The sequence below is a fragment of the Shewanella marisflavi genome (genome assembly GCF_023283925.1).
Classification (GTDB): domain Bacteria; phylum Pseudomonadota; class Gammaproteobacteria; order Enterobacterales; family Shewanellaceae; genus Shewanella; species Shewanella marisflavi.
The window spans coordinates 1-21,507 of the sequence record NZ_JAKIKX010000014.1; the positions used below are offsets into that span (position 1 = coordinate 1).

At 50.6% G+C, this 21,507-nt stretch carries 21 protein-coding genes and 1 rRNA gene; 12 read left to right on the plus strand and 10 right to left on the minus strand.

The genetic code is table 11. The features are described from left to right. The 3 genes from rrf to L2712_RS18240 all read left to right on the plus strand — a co-directional run. Positions 1 to 106, plus strand: a 5S ribosomal RNA gene (gene rrf, locus L2712_RS18230); the annotation flags it as partial. Positions 107 to 764: 658 nt separating this feature from the next. Next, on the plus strand, positions 765 to 1,019 hold the full coding sequence (locus tag L2712_RS18235; protein ID WP_081953874.1) for a YkgJ family cysteine cluster protein: 255 nt from the start codon (positions 765 to 767) through the stop codon (positions 1,017 to 1,019). A gap of 10 nt (positions 1,020 to 1,029) precedes the next feature. Continuing rightward, entirely contained in the window at positions 1,030 to 1,482 is a 453-nt protein-coding gene (locus tag L2712_RS18240; protein WP_033540834.1) for an Rrf2 family transcriptional regulator, read from the plus strand. Between the two features lie 4 nt (positions 1,483 to 1,486). Here L2712_RS18240 and L2712_RS18245 read toward each other — a convergent pair whose 3' ends face one another. The 4 genes from L2712_RS18245 to gpmM are packed head-to-tail and all read right to left on the minus strand — an operon-like array spanning position 1,487 to position 6,187. After that, a complete protein-coding gene (locus L2712_RS18245; RefSeq protein ID WP_248978664.1) occupies positions 1,487 to 2,242 on the minus strand; it encodes a divergent polysaccharide deacetylase family protein in 756 nt (251 codons plus the stop codon). 14 nt (positions 2,243 to 2,256) lie between these two features. Further along, on the minus strand, positions 2,257 to 3,462 hold the full coding sequence (locus L2712_RS18250; protein WP_033540833.1) for a S41 family peptidase: 1,206 nt from the start codon (positions 3,460 to 3,462) through the stop codon (positions 2,257 to 2,259). A gap of 36 nt (positions 3,463 to 3,498) precedes the next feature. Next, positions 3,499 to 4,584, minus strand: coding sequence for a murein hydrolase activator EnvC family protein (locus tag L2712_RS18255; protein ID WP_088906008.1), 1,086 nt, complete (start codon positions 4,582 to 4,584; stop codon positions 3,499 to 3,501). 58 nt (positions 4,585 to 4,642) lie between these two features. Beyond that, entirely contained in the window at positions 4,643 to 6,187 is a 1,545-nt protein-coding gene (gene gpmM, locus L2712_RS18260) for a 2,3-bisphosphoglycerate-independent phosphoglycerate mutase (RefSeq protein WP_033540831.1), read from the minus strand. A 241-nt stretch (positions 6,188 to 6,428) separates the two neighbouring features. Between gpmM and L2712_RS18265 the strand changes: the two genes are divergently transcribed. The 8 genes from L2712_RS18265 to mog all read left to right on the plus strand — a co-directional run bounded on the left by L2712_RS18265 (position 6,429) and on the right by mog (position 15,953). Further along, positions 6,429 to 6,863: a rhodanese-like domain-containing protein gene (locus L2712_RS18265; RefSeq protein WP_033540830.1), complete on the plus strand. Its 435-nt coding sequence runs from the start codon at positions 6,429 to 6,431 to the stop codon at positions 6,861 to 6,863. Between the two features lie 205 nt (positions 6,864 to 7,068). Further along, a complete protein-coding gene (gene secB / locus L2712_RS18270; RefSeq protein ID WP_033540829.1) occupies positions 7,069 to 7,557 on the plus strand; it encodes a protein-export chaperone SecB in 489 nt (162 codons plus the stop codon). A gap of 6 nt (positions 7,558 to 7,563) precedes the next feature. Then, positions 7,564 to 8,583 (plus strand): NAD(P)H-dependent glycerol-3-phosphate dehydrogenase, encoded by a 1,020-nt coding sequence (gpsA, locus tag L2712_RS18275; RefSeq protein WP_248978629.1) that lies wholly within the window; start codon positions 7,564 to 7,566, stop codon positions 8,581 to 8,583. 267 nt (positions 8,584 to 8,850) lie between these two features. Continuing rightward, the gene (locus L2712_RS18280; RefSeq protein WP_248978630.1) at positions 8,851 to 10,035 is read left to right on the plus strand and encodes a BaiN/RdsA family NAD(P)/FAD-dependent oxidoreductase; all 1,185 of its coding nucleotides are present in this window, start codon (positions 8,851 to 8,853) and stop codon (positions 10,033 to 10,035) included. A 267-nt stretch (positions 10,036 to 10,302) separates the two neighbouring features. Beyond that, positions 10,303 to 11,205 carry a diguanylate cyclase gene (locus L2712_RS18285; RefSeq protein ID WP_033540826.1) on the plus strand — a complete coding sequence of 301 codons (903 nt, stop codon included), beginning with the start codon at positions 10,303 to 10,305 and terminating at the stop codon, positions 11,203 to 11,205. 12 nt (positions 11,206 to 11,217) lie between these two features. Beyond that, positions 11,218 to 12,168: an ABC transporter substrate-binding protein gene (locus tag L2712_RS18290; protein WP_248978631.1), complete on the plus strand. Its 951-nt coding sequence runs from the start codon at positions 11,218 to 11,220 to the stop codon at positions 12,166 to 12,168. 3 nt (positions 12,169 to 12,171) lie between these two features. Then, positions 12,172 to 15,288 carry an ATP-binding protein gene (locus L2712_RS18295; RefSeq protein WP_248978632.1) on the plus strand — a complete coding sequence of 1,039 codons (3,117 nt, stop codon included), beginning with the start codon at positions 12,172 to 12,174 and terminating at the stop codon, positions 15,286 to 15,288. A 131-nt stretch (positions 15,289 to 15,419) separates the two neighbouring features. Further along, a complete protein-coding gene (mog, locus tag L2712_RS18300; protein ID WP_248978633.1) occupies positions 15,420 to 15,953 on the plus strand; it encodes a molybdopterin adenylyltransferase in 534 nt (177 codons plus the stop codon). A 61-nt stretch (positions 15,954 to 16,014) separates the two neighbouring features. Here mog and L2712_RS18305 read toward each other — a convergent pair whose 3' ends face one another. Next, complete coding sequence (locus L2712_RS18305) at positions 16,015 to 16,194, minus strand: hypothetical protein (RefSeq protein WP_033540491.1); 180 nt, start codon at positions 16,192 to 16,194, stop codon at positions 16,015 to 16,017. A gap of 132 nt (positions 16,195 to 16,326) precedes the next feature. On the opposite strand from L2712_RS18305, the gene L2712_RS18310 reads away from it, so the two are divergent. Next, positions 16,327 to 17,334, plus strand: coding sequence for a GlxA family transcriptional regulator (locus L2712_RS18310; protein ID WP_248978634.1), 1,008 nt, complete (start codon positions 16,327 to 16,329; stop codon positions 17,332 to 17,334). Between the two features lie 66 nt (positions 17,335 to 17,400). On the opposite strand, the gene L2712_RS18315 is transcribed toward L2712_RS18310, so the two are convergent. The 5 genes from L2712_RS18315 to L2712_RS18335 are packed head-to-tail and all read right to left on the minus strand — an operon-like array spanning position 17,401 to position 21,469. Then, positions 17,401 to 17,700, minus strand: a complete 300-nt coding sequence (locus tag L2712_RS18315; RefSeq protein WP_033540489.1) for a hypothetical protein — start codon at positions 17,698 to 17,700, stop codon at positions 17,401 to 17,403. Between the two features lie 38 nt (positions 17,701 to 17,738). Continuing rightward, positions 17,739 to 17,987 carry a hypothetical protein gene (locus L2712_RS18320; protein ID WP_088905800.1) on the minus strand — a complete coding sequence of 83 codons (249 nt, stop codon included), beginning with the start codon at positions 17,985 to 17,987 and terminating at the stop codon, positions 17,739 to 17,741. A 44-nt stretch (positions 17,988 to 18,031) separates the two neighbouring features. Beyond that, positions 18,032 to 19,165, minus strand: a complete 1,134-nt coding sequence (locus L2712_RS18325; RefSeq protein ID WP_248978665.1) for an ABC transporter permease — start codon at positions 19,163 to 19,165, stop codon at positions 18,032 to 18,034. After that, entirely contained in the window at positions 19,165 to 19,899 is a 735-nt protein-coding gene (locus L2712_RS18330; RefSeq protein WP_033540487.1) for an ABC transporter ATP-binding protein, read from the minus strand. Before L2712_RS18330 ends, L2712_RS18325 begins: the two co-directional genes overlap by 1 nt. Beyond that, positions 19,892 to 21,469 (minus strand): alpha/beta hydrolase, encoded by a 1,578-nt coding sequence (locus L2712_RS18335; protein WP_428848630.1) that lies wholly within the window; start codon positions 21,467 to 21,469, stop codon positions 19,892 to 19,894. The genes L2712_RS18330 and L2712_RS18335 overlap by 8 nt, the downstream gene beginning before the upstream one ends. Positions 21,470 to 21,507: the final 38 nt, after the last annotated feature.

Consider the following 21,507-nt stretch of genomic DNA (forward strand, 5'->3'; position numbering starts at 1 on the left):
ATAGCATTGTGGTCCCACCTGATCCCATCCCGAACTCAGAAGTGAAACGCAATCGCGCCGATGGTAGTGTGGGGTCTCCCCATGTGAGAGTAGGTCATTTCCAGACGCCTATTTATTCTCGAAAGAGAGTCGAAGAATCCCCAGCACACTGTGTTGGGGATTTTTTCGTTTATACACTTCGCGAAAGCACCTCCTTCACATGCAGTCCAAAGCTGCTTACGCAGTGTGGCCCCCTCAGCTCGCAGCTTAGCTGCTTCGCGCTACAGCCATCTATCAAGCTTCGCTTGATTAGCGGATGCCTTTCGCCCCCATGTGAGATTGACGGAGTTAGTCTCTGGCTCGAAGCTCATGACAGGCGCCTTTCCTTTTTATTCATTAGACCCTCAGCTCGTAGTCTAGCTGCTTCGCGCTCCTGCCATCCATCAAGCTTCGCTTGATAAACGGATGTCTTACGCCCCCATGTGAGATGAGCGTTGAGTAAATATCTGATGTATGGTTCGAATCTGGCCATGACTAGAGCTTTCTCTAAGACATTCGGCACATCCATGTGCCTTGCGACCAACTCGCAGCTACAGCCATCCATTTGAGGACTGAATAAGGGGCTTAAGCTACTGGGGTGGTGAAATTTTTTGCTTACCTTGTGATATAAGGAAATCTCGGTTCTATCTCTTTTACTATTAGGTGAGGCTAAGCTTTATGAGATCTCAGATTGAGGCTGTGATCTTAATGACTAACAAGCTACGCAAATATGGGTATAATGCGCTATGAATTGTCGTCTCGGATGTGGTGCTTGTTGTATAGCGCCGTCGATCACCAGCCCTATTCCTGGTATGCCCCAAGGCAAACCGGCAGGGATGCGTTGCATCCAGTTAGATGAGCAGAATCTTTGCAAGATATTCGGTCATCCTGAGCGTCCGGCGCTGTGTGATCGCTTCATTGCCGAACCGGAAGTTTGCGGCTCAACGGCAGAGGAAGCACTTTGGTTGATAACATCTTTAGAAGCGGCGACGCAATCTTAGAAGGTTGGTTATGCAGTTAACTCGTTATACAGACTTTGGTATTCGTACGTTAATGTACCTGGCCTTATCGCCAGAAAGAGACACTCTGTTCAGAATTGCGGAGATCACAGAAGTGTTCGATCTGTCGGCGAACCATGTGTCTAAAATTGTCCATCATCTTGGTAAAGAGGGATATTTGCATACGGTGCGCGGCAAGGCCGGTGGTTTCAAGTTAGGTAAGCCTGCCGATCAGATTAATATTGGCACCTTGGTTCGTACTCTGGAGAATTCGCTCTCGCCCATTGATTGTAGCAAGCCTTATTGTCGCTTTTTACCTGCATGCCAGCTAAAAGGTGTATTAGCTGAGGCGGTGAATGCTTATCTGGCTGTGCTAGATCAGTACACTCTGGCAGACATTGTTAGTAACCGTGAGGAGCTTAAGGCTCTTTTGCCTGACCTTTCCATTCCAGTATTAGAGATCTAATTCTCTATCTTAAGTGTGCCTTATCGCCGGTATTTTGCTGTTTATGTGCGATGCGATAAGGCAAGAGTCTCGATGAGTTAACTAAGTTGATCCCTTCATCGGTAAGCCTAGGTAGATTAGCCTGCAAGAAGCGTATGGTCTCAGGGTAAGGGTGAGCAATCACTATCACCTTACCTTCTTTATTTGCTAATTTTATCAGCTGGTTAAACTGTTTCTCTAATGCCTGTGGCGACACATCGTTATCTAAGAATAGCTGACGTTTTAACAAAGGAATACCCTGCTTGTCGGCAGCCTCTCCCGCCTTGCTGTACCTCGTGGTCATGCTATCGATAAAGTAACTCTCTTTTTGCCTGAGGCTTTCCATTAGCCAACTCATAGGTGCTTCGAGTTGGGTTAACAGGCTGCCCATGTGATTATTGACTCCGCGGGCATAGGGGATGCTTTCAAACGCGTCTTGAACCGCTTGTTTGAACTCTTTTTCGTTCATTTGGTTAGTGAGTCCGCCTGGTCCCAGAGCCTTGCCGTTGAGGGCTTGCATGGGCAGATGCAGCATGATCTCATGACCTTTACTATGGCCGATAGCAGCGAGCTTTTCGCCCAGTGGCGTGTGGGGTAGCACGGAAAGGGTAACGGTAGTTGGCAGCGCCAATACGGCCTCGTCGGTTTGACGATAACCGATATCATCTATGATGATGGAGACCTGGGCGGCGTTGACGAATTGTGTGGTAAATAAGACAGCTAATAAGAGTAATAAGCGCACTGTTTTTTTATTCACTAACTATTTGTTTTTATCCATGAGATTGCCGATTGGACTATTTGATCCTGGGCAAGGTCATCATGGGGTGATTGCTCAGGGATTATAGGCATACTTTGCTCGGCAGTCATAGTCTCGCTGGGGATATTTATATCCGGCGCAATGCCAATGGCATGTATGTCTTGTCCTTTAGGGGTGGTGTAATGGGCTATGGTGAGCTTGATAGCATTACCCTCTATCAGAGTTGGGATAAGGCTTTGCACTGTGCCTTTACCGAAGCTCTTTTCACCTATCAGGGTAGCGCGTTTATTCTCCTGCAGCGCCGCTGCGAGTACCTCGGAGGCTGAGGCCGATCCCTTGTTAATTAATACTGTAAGCGGCAACTTGGAGAACATGGTTTGTGGCGAGGCAAAGTAGTCTGAGTTGGCGTCGAAGAAGCGGCCCCTGGTTGACACGATTCGCCCTTTAGCGAGGAAAATGTCGGCTATCTTAATGGCCTGATCTAATAAGCCGCCCGGGTTGTTGCGTAGATCTAAAATCAGGCCTGTCATGGGCTGGTTTTGCCACTCTGTGAGCTGTTTGATCAAATCTTCGGTAGAATCATCTTGAAAGCTGGAGAGCTTGATATAGCCAACGCCGTTGTCGAGGAGTTTGGCTTCAACTGAATTAACGTCAATCAGGCTGGGCGTGAGAGTCACATCGAAAAGGGTCTCGGAGTTGGCGCGGCTGAGGGAAAGGTTGATGGCCAGATTGTGTTTGCTGTGGAATTTGATCTCTTCGAGTACATTATCCAATTGCTTAGCCGTAACGGTTTCGTTATTCACCTTGATAATGCGGTCCCCTGGCTGAATCCCAGCATTGGCCGCCGGTGAATGGGGAAAGGGGCTGATGATGGTCACCTGATTCTGATCTGTGGCTATCTCGATACCAAAGCCAAAGTATTCCCCCTTATTGGCATCCTTGATATCGGAAAAGGCCTGGCTGTCGAGGAAGTTTGAATAAGGATCTAACTTGGCGAATACCCCATCGATGGCGGCTTGGATTAGCTCTTCCTGGGAAAGTTTATCGACATAGTAGGTTTCGATAGTGCTGATGATATCGATCAGTAAGGGGTAGTTGACCTTAGCTTGGTACTCTTTGGCGTTTTCGTGGCCAAACAAAGTGATGGAGAGACCAAGCGTCAGGCCTAAGGCGACGCAGCTGAAATAACGAATTAATTGAGACATGGACAACCTCCCCCATCACTCGGGGTCGTTGTCGCATTATCGCCTGCAGTATCTCGCAGGATCGACGGCTTGCCCCTTATGCCTTACTTCAAAGTATAGGCCAGGTTCTGTTTGTCCACCCGAGCGACCAACCAAAGCTATGGTCTCGCCCTTGTTGACGCTGTCACCGGCATTTTTGAGTAGTGTTTGAGCATGACCATACAGACTCATATAGCCCTTGCCGTGATCGACGACCATCACCATACCAAAGCCCCTGAGCCAGTCGGCATAGATCACCTTGCCTGAGGCGATGGCATTAATATTCTGCCCTTCGGGCGCGGCCATCATGACCCCTTTCCATTTCACTTCGCCGGAGCGGCGACTACCAAAGCCGGCGCGAATGCGTCCTTTGGTTGGCCAGCTTAGTTTTTGACGGCTCGATAGTCCTTCCATGCTGGGGTTGTCTTTCATCGCCTTTAGGGCTTGTTCGACAACGCGCTTTAAACTGGCCTCTTCAATTTGTAGTTGTTCTAACTTGGCACCATGGGAGTTAAGGGTGCGCTCAATCTGTTTCAGGGTCTGTTGACGCTGGTGCTGCTCTTGGGTGAGAACCTTGGCCTGTTGCTGTTGATTGAGGATCAGCTCATTGAGCTTAGCTTGTTGGGTCTTTTGCTCTGACTCAATAGTCGTCAGCTCTGTCATTGTCTGCTGTAGTTGCTCTATGGAGTCCATTCTCGCCTTGTTGAGGAATTGGTAGTAGGCGAGTAATCGTTCTATGGTTGCCGGACTCTGCTGATTGAGCAGCATTTTTGTGTAGTCGTGGTTGCCTGCCAGGTAGGCACTGGCTAACTGATTCGATAGGGTTTTCTGTTGTTTCTTCTTTAGGTTATCTAATTCTGTCTTGCGGCTGTTTAACTCGGCCAGTTTCTCATCTGTCTGTGCCAGTGATGCCTGGGTCCGGGTGACCTTCTTGGCGGCTTCGGCGATGGCTTGCTCATCTTTCTTGAGGAGATCTATCAGACTTTCATGTTGACGACTGGTGTCTTTAAGGGCCGATTGCTGGCTGCTTATCTGTTTCTGGATGGCTTCGAGTTCGGATTGGCGCTGCTTCAGGTCAGCGGCCTGAACAGTGCAAGAGAGCATGATAAAGCCAGCAAGTATGCTGGCTTTATAGAAACCAAATCGTTTAAGCAAAGAGTCGTTACTCGCTTAGGGTAATGATAGAGCGCCCTGTCATCTCTGACGGCACAGTTTGTCCCATCAAGGTTAACATGGTTGGTGCTAAATCACTTAATCTTCCGTTTGGCGAGATCTCACCCTTACGGCCAACATAGATCAGCGGCACGAGTTCACTGGTGTGTGCCGTATGGGCCTGACCAGTTTGCTCATCTGTCATCTGCTCTGCGTTACCATGGTCAGCGGTGATCAAACATTCACCATCTACCTTGGCCAGCGCTTCAACGACACGACCGATACAGGTGTCGACCGCTTCACAGGCTTTAACCGCCGCGTCGAAGTTACCGGTATGGCCCACCATATCGCCGTTAGGGTAGTTACAGATGATCACGTCATATTTGGTTGATTCTATGGCTTCAACCAACTTGTCGGTTAACTCGGTCGAACTCATCTCTGGTTGCAGGTCATAGGTAGCGACCTTAGGCGATTGGATAAGAATTCTCTCTTCACCCTCAAATGGCTCCTCTTTGCCGCCATTAAAGAAGAAGGTGACGTGGGCGTACTTCTCGGTTTCCGAGATACGCAGCTGCGTCTTGCCGTTGTTTTGCAGCACTTCGCCCAGGGTGTTGACCAGATCCACCGAAGGATAAGCAATAGCGGCCTTAATATCGGCGGCGTACTCGGTCAGCATGACGAAGTTGATCTTAGGCGTTACCGCACGTTCGAAGCCGTCGAAGTTCGGATCGACGAAACTACGGGTGATCTGGCGTGCGCGGTCGGCGCGGAAGTTCATGAAGATCAGTGCGTCGTTATCATTCAGACTGGCGACCTGACCGTCTGCGTCTGTAATGGCCGAGCTGGCAACAAACTCGTCGTTTTCATCACGGCTATAAGCGGCTTCAAGGGCCTCAACGGCATCTTGATACTGGTGCAGCGCCTTGCCCTGGGTGATTAGTTCGTAGGCCTGAGAGACACGATCCCAGCGGTTGTCTCTGTCCATGGCGTAGTAACGGCCAATTAACGAGGCGATACGGCCGGTACCCAGCTCGGCAAACATCTCATTGAAATGTGCCAGGCTAGACTTAGCGCTTCTCGGTGGAGTGTCACGACCATCGAGGAAGGCATGTAAGTAAACTTTCTTCGCGCCACGCTTAACAGCCATCTGACACATGGCTTGAATATGGCTTTCATGGCTGTGGACGCCGCCCGGAGAGAGCAGGCCCATGATATGCACCGCACCGTCTGCGGCGATAGCTTTGTCGATCGCTTCGACAAAGGCTGGATTATGGTCGAACTCACCATCTTCAATTGACTTGCCTATGCGGGTCAGTTCTTGATAGACCACGCGGCCAGAGCCTATGTTGATGTGGCCGACTTCTGAGTTGCCCATTTGGCCGTCGGGCAGGCCGACATCCAGCCCCGAGCCTGAGATCAGGCTATTGGGGTATTCTTTGTTGAGGCGATCTAAGACAGGAGTGTTGGCGTGATATACCGCGTTCATATGGGTATTTTCACGGTAACCCCAGCCATCGAGGATCAGCAGTGCCAATGGGCGTTTGCGTGTCGTCATGGTGGTACCTATTAACGTTAAAAAGAAAACTAGAATTCTGAAATTGGATAAATATTACTACGTACGAGGGCGATCAAAAAGCGATTTACTTCGATAGCAGTTATCGAGCCCGTCACAAATTAAGGGTTCTCTCAATATCAGCCTCCCGCCTGGGATGAACAACATGCTGCAATCTGCTTTGACAATCGGTTATACTCTCAGCCCAAACCGTCTTTAAAGCCACAGAAGTAGGCCGAAAATAATGCAAGAATATATCGAATTTTTTAAAGCCAACCCTATGCTAAGTCTTGCCTGGGTGGGCTTGTTTGCAGCGCTTATCGTGAGCGTTTTTAAGTCTAGTATCTCAAAAGTGAAAACAGTAGATCATCAGCAAGCAACCTTGTTAATTAACAAACAAGACGCCAAGGTGGTTGATGTGCGCTCCAAGGAAGAGTTTAAGAAAGGTCATATCGTTGATGCGATTAACCTGCCTTTGTCTGAAATTAAAAATAATCAGACATCTGCCCTTGAAAAGTTCAAAGCCAGTCCCATTATAATGGTATGCAATGCAGGAATGACCTCGTCGCAAGCAGCTCAATTGATGGTTAAAGCAGGCTTTGAGTCTGTGTATAACCTCAAGGGTGGGATGAGCGAATGGCAACAAAATAACTTACCTGTTGCCAAAACCAAAAGATAACCCACACAAGGATTGCTTTTGTAAAGCATCTTTGATTAGAGTGTCATCTCTTATAAAAAATGGCTTAAATCCACCCATAGGTGAGATTTAAGGAATACTAAATCGGGATGGTGGCTGAGGTCTAAATTAGGACTCGAGTAACAAAGGCCCTAAAGATGATTCTTCTCATTGGATGAATCGAACAAAATTGATTAGGTAGGAAATTATGGCTGAAGCAGTAAATAACGAACAACAGGGTCCACAGTTCAACATTCAACGTGTTTACACTAAAGATATCTCTTTCGAAACACCAAACAGCCCAGCTGTTTTCCAGAAAGAGTGGAACCCAGAAGTTAAACTAGACCTAGACACTCGCAGCGCTAAGCTGGCTGATGATGTTTATGAAGTTGTCCTTTCTCTTACTGTGACGGCTAAAAACGGTGAAGAAACTGCTTTCCTATGTGAAGTACAACAAGCAGGTATCTTCGCTATCGCAGGTCTGACTGAACAGCAACTGGCTCACTCTCTAGGTGCATATTGCCCTAACGTACTGTTCCCATATGCTCGCGAAGTTGTTGGTAGCCTGGTTGCTCGTGGTACTTTCCCACAACTAAACCTGGCTCCAGTTAACTTTGACGCGCTGTTTGCACAGTATGTTCAACAGCGTCAGGCGCAAGCCGAAGCTGCTGGTGAAGCCGCAGAAGCGAACGCTTAATTACGCATGAACAATACTGCCGATATTACGGTACTGGGGGCGGGCTCTTATGGCACCGCCCTTGCTATTTCTCTAGCCAGTAACGGACATAAAACCCTTATTTGGGGCCATGAGCCCGATCATATCGAGAACCTTAAGCGTGATCGATCCAATGAGGCGTTTCTGCCCGGTATTGCATTGCCGGATCTTTTGATTCCCGAAGCGGATCTTGCTACCGCCCTAGCCGCCTCTAACAATGTGTTGGTGGTAGTGCCAAGCCATGTATTTGGTCTGGTACTGAAACAGGCTAAGCCTCTGCTGCGCAAAGATGCGCGTATTGTCTGGGCGACCAAAGGTCTTGAACCTGAAACGGGTCGTTTGCTGCAAGAAGTGGCGCGAGAAATCTTAGGTGATGAATATCCGTTGGCGGTCTTGTCGGGTCCCACTTTTGCCAAAGAGCTGGCGGCTGGCTTGCCAACCGCTATCTCAGTTGCTGGTACCGATGAAACCTTTACCAATGATCTGGTCGAGCTGCTGCACAGCCCTAAGCGGTTGCGTGTCTATGCCAATGACGATTTTATTGGTCTGCAGCTTGGTGGCGCAGTAAAGAATGTGATCGCTATCAGCGCCGGTATGTCAGATGGCATAGGCTTTGGTGCTAACGCCCGTACTGCTTTGATCACTCGAGGCTTGGTTGAGCTTACACGATTGGGTGAAGCTATTGGTGCACAGCCGTCTACCTTTATGGGGATGGCGGGTCTGGGTGATCTGGTGTTGACCTGTACCGACAATCAGTCGCGTAATCGTCGTTTTGGTTTAGCCCTAGGTCAGGGTAAAGATGTCGATACCGCCCAGACCGAGATTGGTCAGGTGGTTGAAGGCTATCGCAATACCAAAGAGGTCTATACCTTGGCTAAGCGTCTTGGTGTCGAGATGCCGATCACCGAACAGGTGTATAAGGTGCTCTATCAAGGCGGCACGCCACATGAGGCGGCCAAGGACTTGTTGGCGAGAGAGAAAAAGTCGGAGACGGCAGACAGCGAATAGTGGCCATCGGCGACTCATGCTAAATCGAACAAAGGGTGCTAAAATAGCGCCCTTTTTTATACAAGGATGTATTTATCCCCGGTGCCCACGGATGGGCAAAGAGGTGATTTGTATATGGACATATTTATCCCCGGTGCCCACGGATGGGCTAAGAGGGGATTTATGCAAGGCCAAAAATGTTCCAGACATATTGCGCCATTCCATCTACTTAGTGGATGTTAGGACTTTGCGTCCGTTAGCTATTAACTTGTTTGAGGCGGTATTTAAGTGAAACATCATGACGTGATCATTATCGGTGCGGGCGCGGCGGGCCTCATGTGCGCGGCGACAGCGGGCTATCGTGGTCGAGATGTCCTGGTGTTAGATAACGGCAAACAGGCGGGGCGCAAGATCTTGATCAGCGGCGGTGGTCGTTGCAATTTTACTAATCTTAAGGTGGAACCGGGTAACTTTATCTGCGCCAATCCCCATTTCGTGAAGTCGGCTTTGGCGCGTTACTCATCGCAAGATTTTATTGAGTTGGTTGAGCGTCATGGCATCGAATATCACCAGCGGGATCATGGCCAGCTGTTCTGTAACGACTCGGCCAAAGAGATAGTGACCATGCTGGTGACCGAGTGTGAGTGGGCGGGCGCACAGGTGCAACTGCGTACCGATATTCTCTCCATCACCAAGCAGGAAGACGGCCTGTTTATGCTGGAAACCAGCAAGGGTGCATACAGCTGTGAGTCTTTGGTGGTGGCGACTGGTGGGCTCTCTATGCCCAAATTGGGCGCCTCACCGTTTGGCTATCAGATCGCCGAGCAGTTTGGTCTTAAGGTGTTGCCGACTCACGCAGGCCTGGTGCCTTTTACCTGGCATAGTGAGCAGAAGCAGAAATTTGAGCCGCTATCGGGTATCGCTGTGCCCAGTACCATTACCGCCCAAGACGGTACTCAGTTTAGTGAGGCGCTGCTGTTTACCCACAGAGGCCTTTCTGGTCCGGCGATTTTACAGATCTCCAACTACTGGCAGCCAGGCGAAAGTATCTCGATTAACCTGCTGCCTCAGGTCGATGCCGCAGAGGCCTTGAGCGAGGCGTTGGCCAATCACCCCAAGCAGAGTCTGCGTAATACCCTGTCCCAGTGGTTGCCCAAGCGACTGGTTGAGGTGTTGTTCGATGAGGCACTACTCAACATGGCACTTAATCAGCTGGTGCATGCCCAGCGTGACCAAGTGGCAGATAATCTTCATAACTGGCAGCTTTTGATGAACGGTACTGAAGGCTATCGCACTGCCGAGGTGACCTTAGGTGGCGTGGATACTAACGAGCTCTCTTCTAAAGATATGCAGAGCAAGAAGGTGCCAGGGCTCTACTTTGCCGGCGAGGTGATGGATGTCAGCGGTTGGCTCGGCGGTTTCAATTTTCAGTGGGCCTGGGCTTCTGGTGTCGCGGTTGGCCTAGCTGTGTAGCCGTTTTCTTGCCTCCATGACGTGATTCAGTGGGAAACTAAGTCGGTTATCGGTTAAATCTATCGCTTCTAGGCGTATCTTGCTCGAAAGGCCAATCCATAGGATTGGCCTTTTTGTTTTCTACGTTTATGCCAGTGATGATTTTGCGTATTGAATGGGGCCGCTCATGAGTTTTCAGGATGAAAAAATCCTTTCTGCTACACTTAAAAATATCTCTATCCTTTTGAAACATTGTGGCTAATTGACCTGGGCTGATTAGGGGATTGCATGGACGAACAATCAGTAGTGCTGGTGGTAGATGACGTTAAGACTAATGTCCTGATCATGAGGCAATGCCTTAAGGATATGTATCAGGTCTGGACAGCCGAAAGTGGCGAAGAGTGTCTTAAGGTAGCCAAGCAGAAGCCAGATATTATTCTGCTGGATGTCATTATGCCCGGTCTGGATGGTTATCAGGTGTGTCGTCAGTTAAAGGCAGATCCTGAGACCGCAGATATCCCTATCATTTTTGTGACTGCTAAAGACTCAGATGAGGATGAGCAGAAGGGGCTGGAGATAGGTGCAGTCGACTACATTACTAAACCGATACGACCAGCCATAGTGCGTGCCAGAGTCTCCACCCATATTCAGCTTAAGCAGCATAGCGATAAACTTAAGTTTATGGCGCTGCATGATCAACTTACGGGCCTTTATAACCGTCATTTTCTCGCCGAGCGTGCCGCTCAGAGCCTTTCTAGCATGGTTCGCCATCGAAGCGAACTGGCTATCGTGATGCTGGATCTGGATCATTTCAAAAAAATCAACGATTTCAATGGTCATCATGTTGGCGATCTCGTGCTACAGGCGGTCGCTAAATTGCTACAGGAGAGCTTTCGCAAAGAAGATCTGGTGGCGCGCATGGGGGGGGAGGAGTTTGTGATCCTCATGGAGTGTGGCCTGGATATCGCAAGAGAGAAAACGGAATATGTCCGTCAGCAGTTGGCGCGACTTAAACCTATGGGACTGGAGGTGACCGGCAGTTTTGGTGTGGTGACCGCGAACTACCATAATGCCGATCTATCACACCTTTTAGTGTTGGCCGATGAGGCCGTTTATAAGGCAAAGGCTGATGGACGAAACCGAGTGGTTTGCTATCAGGACGGTGCCTATCTTACGGTAGAAGAAGATTAAGGAATGACAAAAATGATAAAGGGAATTTTTTTGTTGCTAACAGCGTTGCTGCTCACTGCTTGTGAACCTAAGAAGGTGGAGGAGCCGATCACCCTAGCCCTGAACCCTTGGCCCGGGTATGAGCTCTTATATCTGGCGCAACAGAAAGGTTTTTTCACTCAGGTGGGCGCCTACATTGAGCTGGTACAGGTCTCAACCTTGTCCGATGCCCAGCGCGCTTACTTAACCGGTTATGTCGATGGCTTTGCCAGCACCATGATAGAGGCGATTCAGGTGGAAGCCTTGGATGGGCAACCCGTTAAGGTCGTGCTGTTAGCCGATTATTCCGATGGTGGCGATGTGATTATTGCACCTAATTCTGTGGAGAATATGCAGGCGCTTAGGGGCAAAACCATAGGTTGTGAGGTCAGTTCGCTGGGGATCTTTGTGTTGGAGCGGGCGTTAAATCTGTATCAGATGCAGCTTGATGATGTGAAGATCATCAATGTGGAGCAGGGTGCAGGAGCCAGTGCTTTAGCCATTGGCAAGATTGACGCCATGGTAACCTATCCGCCCTACTCGGTGGAGATACAGTCTACAGGTAACTATCAAGAGCTATTTTCTACCAAGGAGATCCCCGAGGAGGTGTTAGATACTCTGTCTATCTCCTCTGCCGTATTGGCTAAGCATCCAGAGCTGGTGGGTCAGATCCAAAAGGCGTGGCAGATGGCGATGGACTATCTGCAAGAGTATCCCGATGAGGCGATTGCGATTATGGCGCAGCGAGAAGGTTTATCGGTAGCTGACTTTGAGGCGGCGCTTATGGATCTCAAGTTGCTTAGTCATGATGAACAAAACAAGCTATTTCATCAACCTGATAAGCTGAAGGCTTTGGGTCATAGTGTTTGTCAGACCTTAGTGAAGATAGAGTCGATAGAATCCGACTGTGCTCATATCGATAATCTCTTTTATCAAGAGCACTAGTCTATGCTGCGCGAATATCGAGACAAGATAGCTCGGGGCATTGTCTATAAGCTGAATCTGGCTACTTTAGTGTGTGCCTTGGTCATCTCTGGTTTGATTGCCCTTTACTATTACGAGGAGATGTTGGAGCGCACCGAGCATCAGGTGGATAATGAGATTGCTCAGGTCTCTGTCTCGCTTCGACTTGCCCTTGAGGTCAGCACTGACTTTAGTAACATGCGTCGAGTCGTTAATAGTATCGCTGCCCAAGGCAGTATCAGGCGTTTGATGCTATTCGATCCTCGCCTGAAGCAGATAGTGGCCGATAATCTGTCCCAATATCAGGGGGGAGCATTGTCGGGTAACTTGGCGCCTGAGTTGGTCGAGATGATAAATCATGTTAGCGATAAGCAGAGTGTCAAGGAGGTGTTGCGCAAGGGGAGCATGGTGCACAAGGTGCAGCAGGTTTATCTCATCTCGCCAGAGCAGCAGCGACTTAGGGCCTATGTACTCTATGTCAAATACGACGCCAGTGACATCGAGGCACATAGCTCTAAGGAGCTATTCCATTATGTGGGCATTCTATTACTAGGCTTTGCCATCTTGCTGGTGGTAAACCTCTTTGTGCAGCACAAGGTATTGCTTGATCCCATTCGCCGTATTCGGCGTCAAATTGAGGCCTTTGGTGGCCATAAGATCATACGCCTGGACAATGAAGATGAGTTTGGTGTCTTGGTAAACAGCTATAACGAAGCCGTCCGCGCCCGTAACCAGAAGCAGTTAGAGCTGGATAAATCACGGCGATATATCGATAACATTACCAATGTGATTCCTATTCAGTTGGCCTATGTGGACGCCAGAACCCGCTATCGCTTTATTAATCAGCATTACCTTCAATGGTTTGGCAAGTCAGAAGAGCAGGTATTAGACCAAAAGGTCGAGGCGGTATTACCTCAGGATGTCTATCAGCTGATCCAGCCTTATCAGCAGGGGGTGCTTGAAGGCAAGAAGCAGGTGTTTGAGGCAGAAACCTTAGATGCACAGAAACAGCCTAGATTTTTCCATATCACCTATGTGCCCGACATCGGCGATGACGGCAAGGTTGAAGGATACTTTGTCTGTGTCGAAGACCTGACTCGGATGAAGATTAATGAGCGCAAAATCGAGTCTTACGCTCAAGAGATGGAGTTCAATAACTGGGCGCTCTCAGAGGCTCGTGAGAAGGCGGAAGTCGCCGCCAAGATCAAGGAGGACTTCTTAGCCTGCATGAGCCATGAATTACGTACGCCAATGAATGGCGTGATCGGTATCTTAGGGCTGCTGGCTGAGACTGACTTGTCGCCAATGCAAAAGCGTTATGTGGATGTGGCCTCCACCAGCGCTGAGTCTTTGTTGTCGCTGCTAAATGACATTCTCGACTTTTCCAAGATAGAGTCAGGTAAATTTGAGATCGAGGCAATCGAGTTCGACTTGGTGGAGCTTATCGATCAGTTTGTGCAGTCGGTAACGTTAAAGTTAGAAGAGCGACATCTGCCCTTGTTCGTGGATATCAGTCAATTAGAGTACCGCTATGTAGTGGGTGATCCCAGCCGATTGCGCCAGATCTTGATGAATCTGGTTGGCAATGCCATTAAGTTTACCGATGAGGGATGGATTGCCCTTAGGCTGTCAAATTGGAAAACAGAGTCGGGATCGCTGCAATTTTGCTGTGAGGTTGAAGATACCGGCATAGGCATAGCCAAAGAAAAGCTCGCCATGTTGTTTAACCCCTTTATTCAAGGCGACAGCTCGACGACCCGTATGTTTGGCGGCACAGGTCTGGGCCTCTCTATCGCGAAACGCTTGTGTGAGTTAATGCAGGGGGAGATAACGGTCGAGAGCCAGCAGGAAGTGGGGAGTATCTTTAGCTTTACCCTGGCTCAGCAGCCAGCTCAAACGGATGGGGAGCAAGATTGGCGAACAGGCTTGGCGCCTGAGCGAGTCACGTTAATGGGCCAATTGAATGACTTCGAGCAGATGCTAGGAGAGTTGCTCACCAGCTGGGGAGCTAAGGTGACATTTCTCGATGCGAACCAAGCCATTCCCGCTTCAGATGTCATCATTTATAGTTTCTCCGCCGAGCGGGAGACCTTTTCCGGCGAGCTGAGTCGTTGGCGCCAGTTGGCCGAAGAGCAAAGTGCCATAGTCTTGCCGCTACTCGCCCATTGGCAGCAATTAGAGTTTGAGAAACAAGATGCCAGAGTGCCTCATCTGGGGCGGCCATTGAACATTGGCCAGCTGATCCGCGCCCTGTCGGATCAGCCGCTGGAACAGGAGTATGAGCCCAACATAGAGCCGATTGTTAAACCCAGTATGACTAAGCCTAAGGTGCTGGTGGTGGAGGATAACAAGGTCAATCAGATGGTTGCTTTGGGGATGTTACACCAACTGGGTGTTGAGGCCGATGTGGTTAACAATGGTCGAGAAGCCTTGGAGCTGCTGTCGGCGAAGCAGGATAATCCCTACCTGTTGATTCTGATGGATTGCCTGATGCCTGAGATGGACGGGTTTCAGGCGACGGCGGCGATTCGTGAGGGGCAAGGGGGCAGTCAGTTCTGCGCCCTGCCCATTATTGCTTTGACTGCCAATGCGATGAAAGGTGACCGGGAGCATTGTATACGTGCAGGTATGGATGATTATCTGACTAAACCCTTGGTGCTGGAGGTACTGAAAGAGTGTCTGTATCGCTGGTTCTCCCTGAGTCAGCCAAACTATGAATCTGCGCTGCCCCATGAGCCAGTAATAGAAGTGGTACCAGCTTCGGTAGAGGAGGCCAATCCGCTGTTTGATCGAGACAGGGCCCTGGCCTTGATGTCAGGCGATCAGGAGCTGCTCGATGAGGTGCTAAAGGTATTTGTGGATGAGATGCTGCACCACAAAAATGCCTTTGTCGCAGGCATAGACGCGGCCGATTGCGACGCCATTCGCTCAAGTGTACACGCCATCAAAGGCGCTGCCAGCAACTTGAGTATGACCGCTCTGGTAAAGCTTGCCCGACAAGTAGAGATAGATGCGCGGCGCGGCGATCTAGAAGCCATTATTGCCAATCAACAGGCGTTTCTCGATCTGCTGGAAGAGACCCTTGCCTGCTGCCAGACCTAGCTTTGCTCGATGGGATCGCGTTATTCGGTCTCGACGGCTTTAGTGACGCACAAAATATGTTATTTTAGGGCGCACCGATGGAGCGGCATCAAGCACCGCTCGCGACTCAAAAAAATCAAAGGAAAAGTGGAATGGCAAAAGCAAAGATTGGCATAGTTACCGTCAGTGATCGCGCCAGTGCAGGCGTGTATGAAGACATTTCCGGTAAGGCAATTATCGAGGTCTTGGGGGAATACCTCACCTCGGAGTGGGAGCCTGTCTATGAAGTCATTCCCGATGAGCAGCCTATTATCGAACAGACCTTGATTAAGATGGCCGATCAGCAAGATTGTTGTCTCATCGTTACCACTGGTGGCACAGGCCCGGCTAAGCGTGACGTGACGCCGGAGGCAACCGAGGCCGTGTGTGAGCGCATGATGCCTGGCTTTGGCGAGCTAATGCGCGCCGAATCACTCAAGTTTGTGCCGACCGCTATCCTGTCTCGTCAAACGGCGGGTCTGCGTGGTGACAGCCTGATCGTCAACCTGCCTGGCAAGCCCAAGTCGATCCGTGAGTGTCTGGACGCCGTATTCCCTGCTATCCCTTACTGCATCGATCTGATGGAAGGCCCTTATCTGGAATGCGATGAGTCAGTGATCAAGCCTTTCAGACCTAAGGCAAAATAGGCAGCAGGCCAAGCCTGAACTCAAGAAAGCTCAGCTCAGGCTGGGCTTTTTTATTGCCCGTTTATAGCCCCTTGCGGATGATCTGGTGCGCGCTAAAGGCGCTAAATAACAACAGGCTTGGGATGGCAATAAAATGGCCGAACAGGTTGGGTTGGGTGGTAAAGTGCAGCCATAGCAGCAGGGTCCAGCTTATGCCCAAGTAACCCAGGCTTAGGATCAGGTGTAGTGTCCGTGTGTTCATCTGCTTACTCCTTCTTTTTGCAATGTGGTCAGTATAAAAACTCGACAAACAGGCCTGAAGTGTCATTATTGACAAAATAAGGGTGATAAGTGACACGTGGCAAGTGACAAGTGCTTGGATGAGGGAGAAGGGATGAAGACAATCATGATACTGGCGGCGGGCAATGTGGTGGCCGGCGGCATAGTGGGGCTGATTGATGTATTTAGCTTTACCAACGCCCTGTATCGCAGGCTCAATCCTGATGCGACTCAAGACCTGTTTCATTGCCATATCGTTTCCGGCGATGGCAAGGCGATCACCACCAATCAAGGCTTCCAATTGGCGGCCATGGGTTTGACCGACGATAGCCAGCTACAAACTGCCGATGCCGTGGTGCTGGCGTCTGCCTTTGTGACCAACAAGGCGGAGTTTAACCAATATCAGCAAGATTTTTTGCCCCTGTTATCCCCTCTGAGAGCCTATGCACAAACGGGTAAGCCTATCGCCGCCTATTGTTCAGGTACGCTGATGTTGGCGACCTCAGGGCTGCTGGATAACCGGCGGGCCACCACTGTTTGGTGGTTGTCACAGATGTTTGAGCGTAATTTTGCGCGGGTTAAGCTCTGCATGGACTCCTTGGTGGTATCTGACGGTCAGTTTCATACCGCGGGGGCGACCACCTCAAATTTAAGCCTGGCCTTGCATTTGGTTGGGCTGCTGGCGGGCGAGTCGTTGGCGCAGCAGATGGCTAAAATATTGCTGATCGATCCTAATCGCTGTTCACAGCAACCCTTTATGACCATGGCAATCACCCCCGAGCATCACCAGGATGAGCTGGTCAGAAATATTCAGCAGTGGATGCAGGCTAACTTAAATCAAAACTGGTTACTCGATGAGGTAGCCACTAAGTTTGCCGTGGGTAAGCGCACTCTGATCCGCCGCTTTAAACGGGCGCTTAATGAGACCCCCGCCAGCTATATGCAGCGGCTGAGGGTCGATGAGGCTAAACGCTTGTTGGAAACCACTGAGTTGGCGTTAGAGCAGATTGTGGCCCGAGTGGGTTATGAAGATGTCAGCTCCTTTCGAAAGCTGTTCATTCAGTTGACTAGCCTCTCGCCGAGGGCCTATAGGCAAAAATTTAACACTCACACTTGTTGCTAGCGGACCGGCTTGGTTTGTGGCAAACGCCGAGGCTGAGCTTGAGTCGAGCCAGATCAAGTCCAAGCGTTACTTTGAGGTCTTAGTGTGCTTTTCCATGTGGGCCTTGAATAGAGCGTCATTTTCTTTCTGCTCTTGGCGCTCTTTTTCGTCTATGGCGTTCATTACTTGGCGCTCACATTCAAGGCGGGTGTTTTCTCTCTGCAGCGGGTTGGTGGCGTGATCTGTCTGGGCGCCGCACAATGCGTTGGCGCAGCCCGACAGTCCAACAAGGGCTAGCAGGCCAACGAATGTGCGTTTAACAGCTGATGAAATGGTCATATCCTCTTGTACCTTGTGTTTTTTAAGCGATTTATCGTATTTCGCCATTATAAAACCATAGGTGGTCTCTGGTACAAGAGAAAAAGTCAAGCATTGCGGCTGAGCGTCTCAAACTCCTGCTTCAATTGGTAGTCGTTGTCGGTGACTATGCGTTCCAGCACTCTGACTCTTTGCTCCAGCTGTTCATTGTGTTGCTTGAGCCTGAGTACCTCATCAGTGTTATCAGACACTTGCTTGCGCTTTTGCTGTTTTAAGTAGTACTTGTACATTTCACTTAAGGTGGTTGCGGCCACGAGCACCAACATGATGATCATGACGACTTGTTGCTTATCCATAGCAGGTTCCTCATGTTTGGGCCTCCTTAGGAGGCCCGTAGGGGTTAGAGTCCGAAGACGATTTTTTCACTCTTGAGTGAGCGTTCCATACCAAAGGCCAGAGCCAGGGCGATGATAAAGGTGATGGCACTTGAGAGCGCCAGTTGCAGCATGGGGATCTCCTTGCCCTTGATGAAGGCGATCAGAGCCTGCATCTGACCCGAGATCGGCAGCCACTGTAGTGTGTCTGGCGCTATGTTGTAGCTTGCCGCCATCGACAGCATCATGGGCACGATCAGCACTATGGTGAGGTAGGACTGCGCCTCCTTAAATGATTTGGCCATAAAGGAGACAAACAGCTGCAGCGCCGCCGCCATTAGGGCGATGGGCAGGCCGATCGCCAGCATCAAGAGGATGAAGTCGACATTGATGTTGACCGAGAAGCCCAGTTCCTGCCAAGGCACGAAGCCGTAGGCGATTTTCGAGATCACTAGGGTGAGGATAAGCCCCAACATGGCAAAAATAGTAACTGCCGCCACCTTGGCCACTACTATGTCGCGGGTCGATACCGGGTGGCTGAGCAGCAGCGCCAGGGAGTTGCGCTCGCGCTCGCCGGCGCTGGTGTCTATGGCCAGGTTCATGCCCGAGATAAACACCGCATAGACCATCATGAAGATGGCGATGCCCAAGATCATTCCGCCCTTGGAATCAGAGGTGGCCTGATCTTCCACCTTAACTTTGATGGGCTGCATCACCTTAGGGTCGATGCCGCGGGCGATCAGCCGCAAGCTGCCCATCTCGGCACTATATTGTTGCAGTGCCTTTTCCAGACGGCGAATCGATGACTGCAGTTTCTCGTTGGAGTTGTCGGCGATCAGCACTATCTCGGCTGCCTGGCTCTTGGCCATGTTGGCGGCGTAGTCAGGGCTGATGACGAGTTTTATCTCTTTGCGGTCGCTCTCTTCGCCTTGGCTGATCTCGTTGCTGGCGAGATACTTCACCAGATCCGGGGCACGCTCACCATGGGTGATGGTGATGTTGAGCGCCTCTGGGCTGGTGATCTGGCCAATGAGGATCATAAACATGCCACACATCATTAGCGGCGCGCCGATGGCATAATAGAGCCCGGCCATGACAGAGCGTTTGTCTCTGGCGGCATCGGTCAGCTCTTTTCTGACCATAGTAATAATTGAACTGATCATGCTGCGATTCCCTCGTCGGTACCGATTAGCTGGATAAAGGCATCTTCCAGTGAGTCCTTACCTGTCTGTTGGCAGAGCTCTTGGGGGCTGCCAACGGCGACCACTCGTCCCTCGGCCATGACGATCACCCGATCACACAGGGCGGCAACTTCCTGCATCACATGGCTGGAGAAGAGTACACAGTGTCCAGCTTCTTTAAGATCTTTGAGCAGGTCACGCAGTACCCGGGTGCTCATCACGTCCAGGCCGCGAGTCGGTTCGTCGAGTATGATATTGGTGGGCTCATGCACAATCGCCTGGGCCAGTGCCGTCTTCATGCGCTGCCCCTGAGAGAAGCCCTTGCATTTGCGATCGGCAATATCATTCATATGTAGTTTTCCCAGCACCTTGGCCGAGGCGGCCTTGGCCTGATCGCGGGAGAGACCATTGAGCTCGGCAAAGTAGCGAATGTACTCTCTGGGCGTCAGGCGCTCATACAGGCCGAAGGGATCGGGAAACAGTCCCAGCTGCTGCTTGGCGGCAACAGGCTGTTTGGCCACATCTATGCCGTCGATTTCGGCGATCCCTTGATCTGGCTTAAGCAGACCAAAGACGGTGCGTAGACAGGTGGTCTTGCCTGCGCCATTGGGGCCCAGCAAGCCGGTGATCTGGCCGTCCAGGGCCTCGAAGCTCAGATCGTTCAGCGCCTGCACTTCGCCGATGCGCTTAGATAAATTCGATACCTTAATCATGTTGCACTCCTTGCTGCTGGTCGTCACTAAGCTTGGCCTGGCTGATGCTCTGGCTGAGTGTGTCCTGTGGGATGGCTTCTACCGTGTTGGCATTGAGGTAGAAATTACGACTGACATCATTGTTTAAACAGGTTGGCGAGAGTCCATCAACACTGCCGCTGCCGATCAGTTCTGCGATAAGGGTGTTGGCGCAAGACTGATAAGCCACACCATGGGTGGCATAGGGGGCAACGAAGTGTTTGGCATTGGTCAGCTTTGCGGTTGCCAGCTCGCCCCAGCTCGGTGGTGTCGCGGGATCTATCTCGCCAGATAACAATAAGGTGGGGAGGTTACTGGCAATGGGGTCTGCAAAATCAAGGCTAACAGGCGGGATCTGCCAGATAGGGCAGGAGAGATCGAATGCCTTGATCATCTCTTTACCGAAGTAGCTCTGTGTTAAGCGCTCGCGCTCCGCCTCGCTAAAGCGGTGCCAATCTTCGCCACAAACCACGGCCGAGTGCATGCCGGCTGCAATGCCTGTGCTGTTGACGGTAAGGGCGTAAAGTCCGGTGATTGCCTGATAATTGCCCTGGGCTGCCTGATGGATGGCGTGGGGCAGTAGTGCCCTGACATTAGGCATGTAGAGAGCCATGCGGATGGCGCCCATAAATTTGCCCTTGGTCATCACGAGTTTAGTGGGTGCATTGGTTAGCGGGTCGCGTGTCTGGCTGATCGCCGCGCCTTGGCTAAGCAGGGTTTCAACCTGGGCGAGTTCTTCACCAAGTTTCGGGAATTGTTGATGACACAGGTCGTTGTTTTGGCAATCTTTTAGCAGCAGATCTATGGCGCGGGTGATGGCGTCGCCAATATTAATCACACTTTGCTGCATGGGAACCACACCATCTAAGGTGACGGTGGCCAAGGCCTCTGGATGGTGGCGCATATAGAGCTGCGCCATACGAGTGCCGTAAGAGATGCCATACAGGTGCAGTTTTTGGTAGCCAAGGGCTTGTCTGACTGCCTCGAAATCTTTGAGGGCGGTTTCACTGCCATATTGGCTGACATCGGCATCAAGCTTATCAAGGCAGGCCTTGGTCTCGGCGGCGATATCCAGTTGCTCTTCATTAAAGGCCAGGCCGCCTTCGAAACCCTCTCCGTCGCAGGTCAGTGGGTTTGAAAGACCTGTGCCGCGCTGATCGATCAGCAGAATATCGCGCTGCTGGCGTACCTTAGTAAAGATCTTGTCGAAGCTGGCGGCGTTATCTATGGCCGACTGGCCAGGACCACCTGCGATGGCTAGCAGGGCTTCTTTTTCAAAGCTGGGCTTGATGGCGGGTAGGACCAGATAGTGGATCTGTATCTGTTTTCCCTGGGGGGCGTCATAGTTTTCGGGCACTGTAATAACGCCGCAACGCAGACGATCTGATAGACCATCGACATAGCAAGCCTCAGTCTTGCCTTCTTCTTTTGGGTTGGCCCAAGTGGGCTGAGACAGCAAGAGTATTGCCATGCAAATGGGCAGTAGTAGCGCCAAAACCCGCTGCATGTGGGAGCGTCTATTGACCATCAATTTTACCTTTCCTTGAAGCATGATACCGATTCCTTAGTTGAAATTTATCGTATCTATGT

Coding starts and splice junctions, on each gene's coding strand:
- L2712_RS18235 (WP_081953874.1), top strand. CDS start 765: ATGAATTGTCGTCTCGGATGTGGTGCTTGTTGTATAGCGCCGTCGATC.
- L2712_RS18240 (WP_033540834.1), top strand. CDS start 1,030: ATGCAGTTAACTCGTTATACAGACTTTGGTATTCGTACGTTAATGTAC.
- L2712_RS18250 (WP_033540833.1), bottom strand. CDS start 3,462: ATGTCTCAATTAATTCGTTATTTCAGCTGCGTCGCCTTAGGCCTGACG.
- L2712_RS18255 (WP_088906008.1), bottom strand. CDS start 4,584: ATGCTCTCTTGCACTGTTCAGGCCGCTGACCTGAAGCAGCGCCAATCC.
- gpmM (WP_033540831.1), bottom strand. CDS start 6,187: ATGACGACACGCAAACGCCCATTGGCACTGCTGATCCTCGATGGCTGG.
- L2712_RS18265 (WP_033540830.1), top strand. CDS start 6,429: ATGCAAGAATATATCGAATTTTTTAAAGCCAACCCTATGCTAAGTCTT.
- secB (WP_033540829.1), top strand. CDS start 7,069: ATGGCTGAAGCAGTAAATAACGAACAACAGGGTCCACAGTTCAACATT.
- gpsA (WP_248978629.1), top strand. CDS start 7,564: ATGAACAATACTGCCGATATTACGGTACTGGGGGCGGGCTCTTATGGC.
- L2712_RS18285 (WP_033540826.1), top strand. CDS start 10,303: ATGGACGAACAATCAGTAGTGCTGGTGGTAGATGACGTTAAGACTAAT.
- L2712_RS18290 (WP_248978631.1), top strand. CDS start 11,218: ATGATAAAGGGAATTTTTTTGTTGCTAACAGCGTTGCTGCTCACTGCT.
- L2712_RS18295 (WP_248978632.1), top strand. CDS start 12,172: ATGCTGCGCGAATATCGAGACAAGATAGCTCGGGGCATTGTCTATAAG.
- mog (WP_248978633.1), top strand. CDS start 15,420: ATGGCAAAAGCAAAGATTGGCATAGTTACCGTCAGTGATCGCGCCAGT.
- L2712_RS18305 (WP_033540491.1), bottom strand. CDS start 16,194: ATGAACACACGGACACTACACCTGATCCTAAGCCTGGGTTACTTGGGC.
- L2712_RS18310 (WP_248978634.1), top strand. CDS start 16,327: ATGAAGACAATCATGATACTGGCGGCGGGCAATGTGGTGGCCGGCGGC.
- L2712_RS18315 (WP_033540489.1), bottom strand. CDS start 17,700: ATGGCGAAATACGATAAATCGCTTAAAAAACACAAGGTACAAGAGGAT.
- L2712_RS18320 (WP_088905800.1), bottom strand. CDS start 17,987: ATGGATAAGCAACAAGTCGTCATGATCATCATGTTGGTGCTCGTGGCC.
- L2712_RS18330 (WP_033540487.1), bottom strand. CDS start 19,899: ATGATTAAGGTATCGAATTTATCTAAGCGCATCGGCGAAGTGCAGGCG.
- L2712_RS18335 (WP_428848630.1), bottom strand. CDS start 21,469: ATGCTTCAAGGAAAGGTAAAATTGATGGTCAATAGACGCTCCCACATG.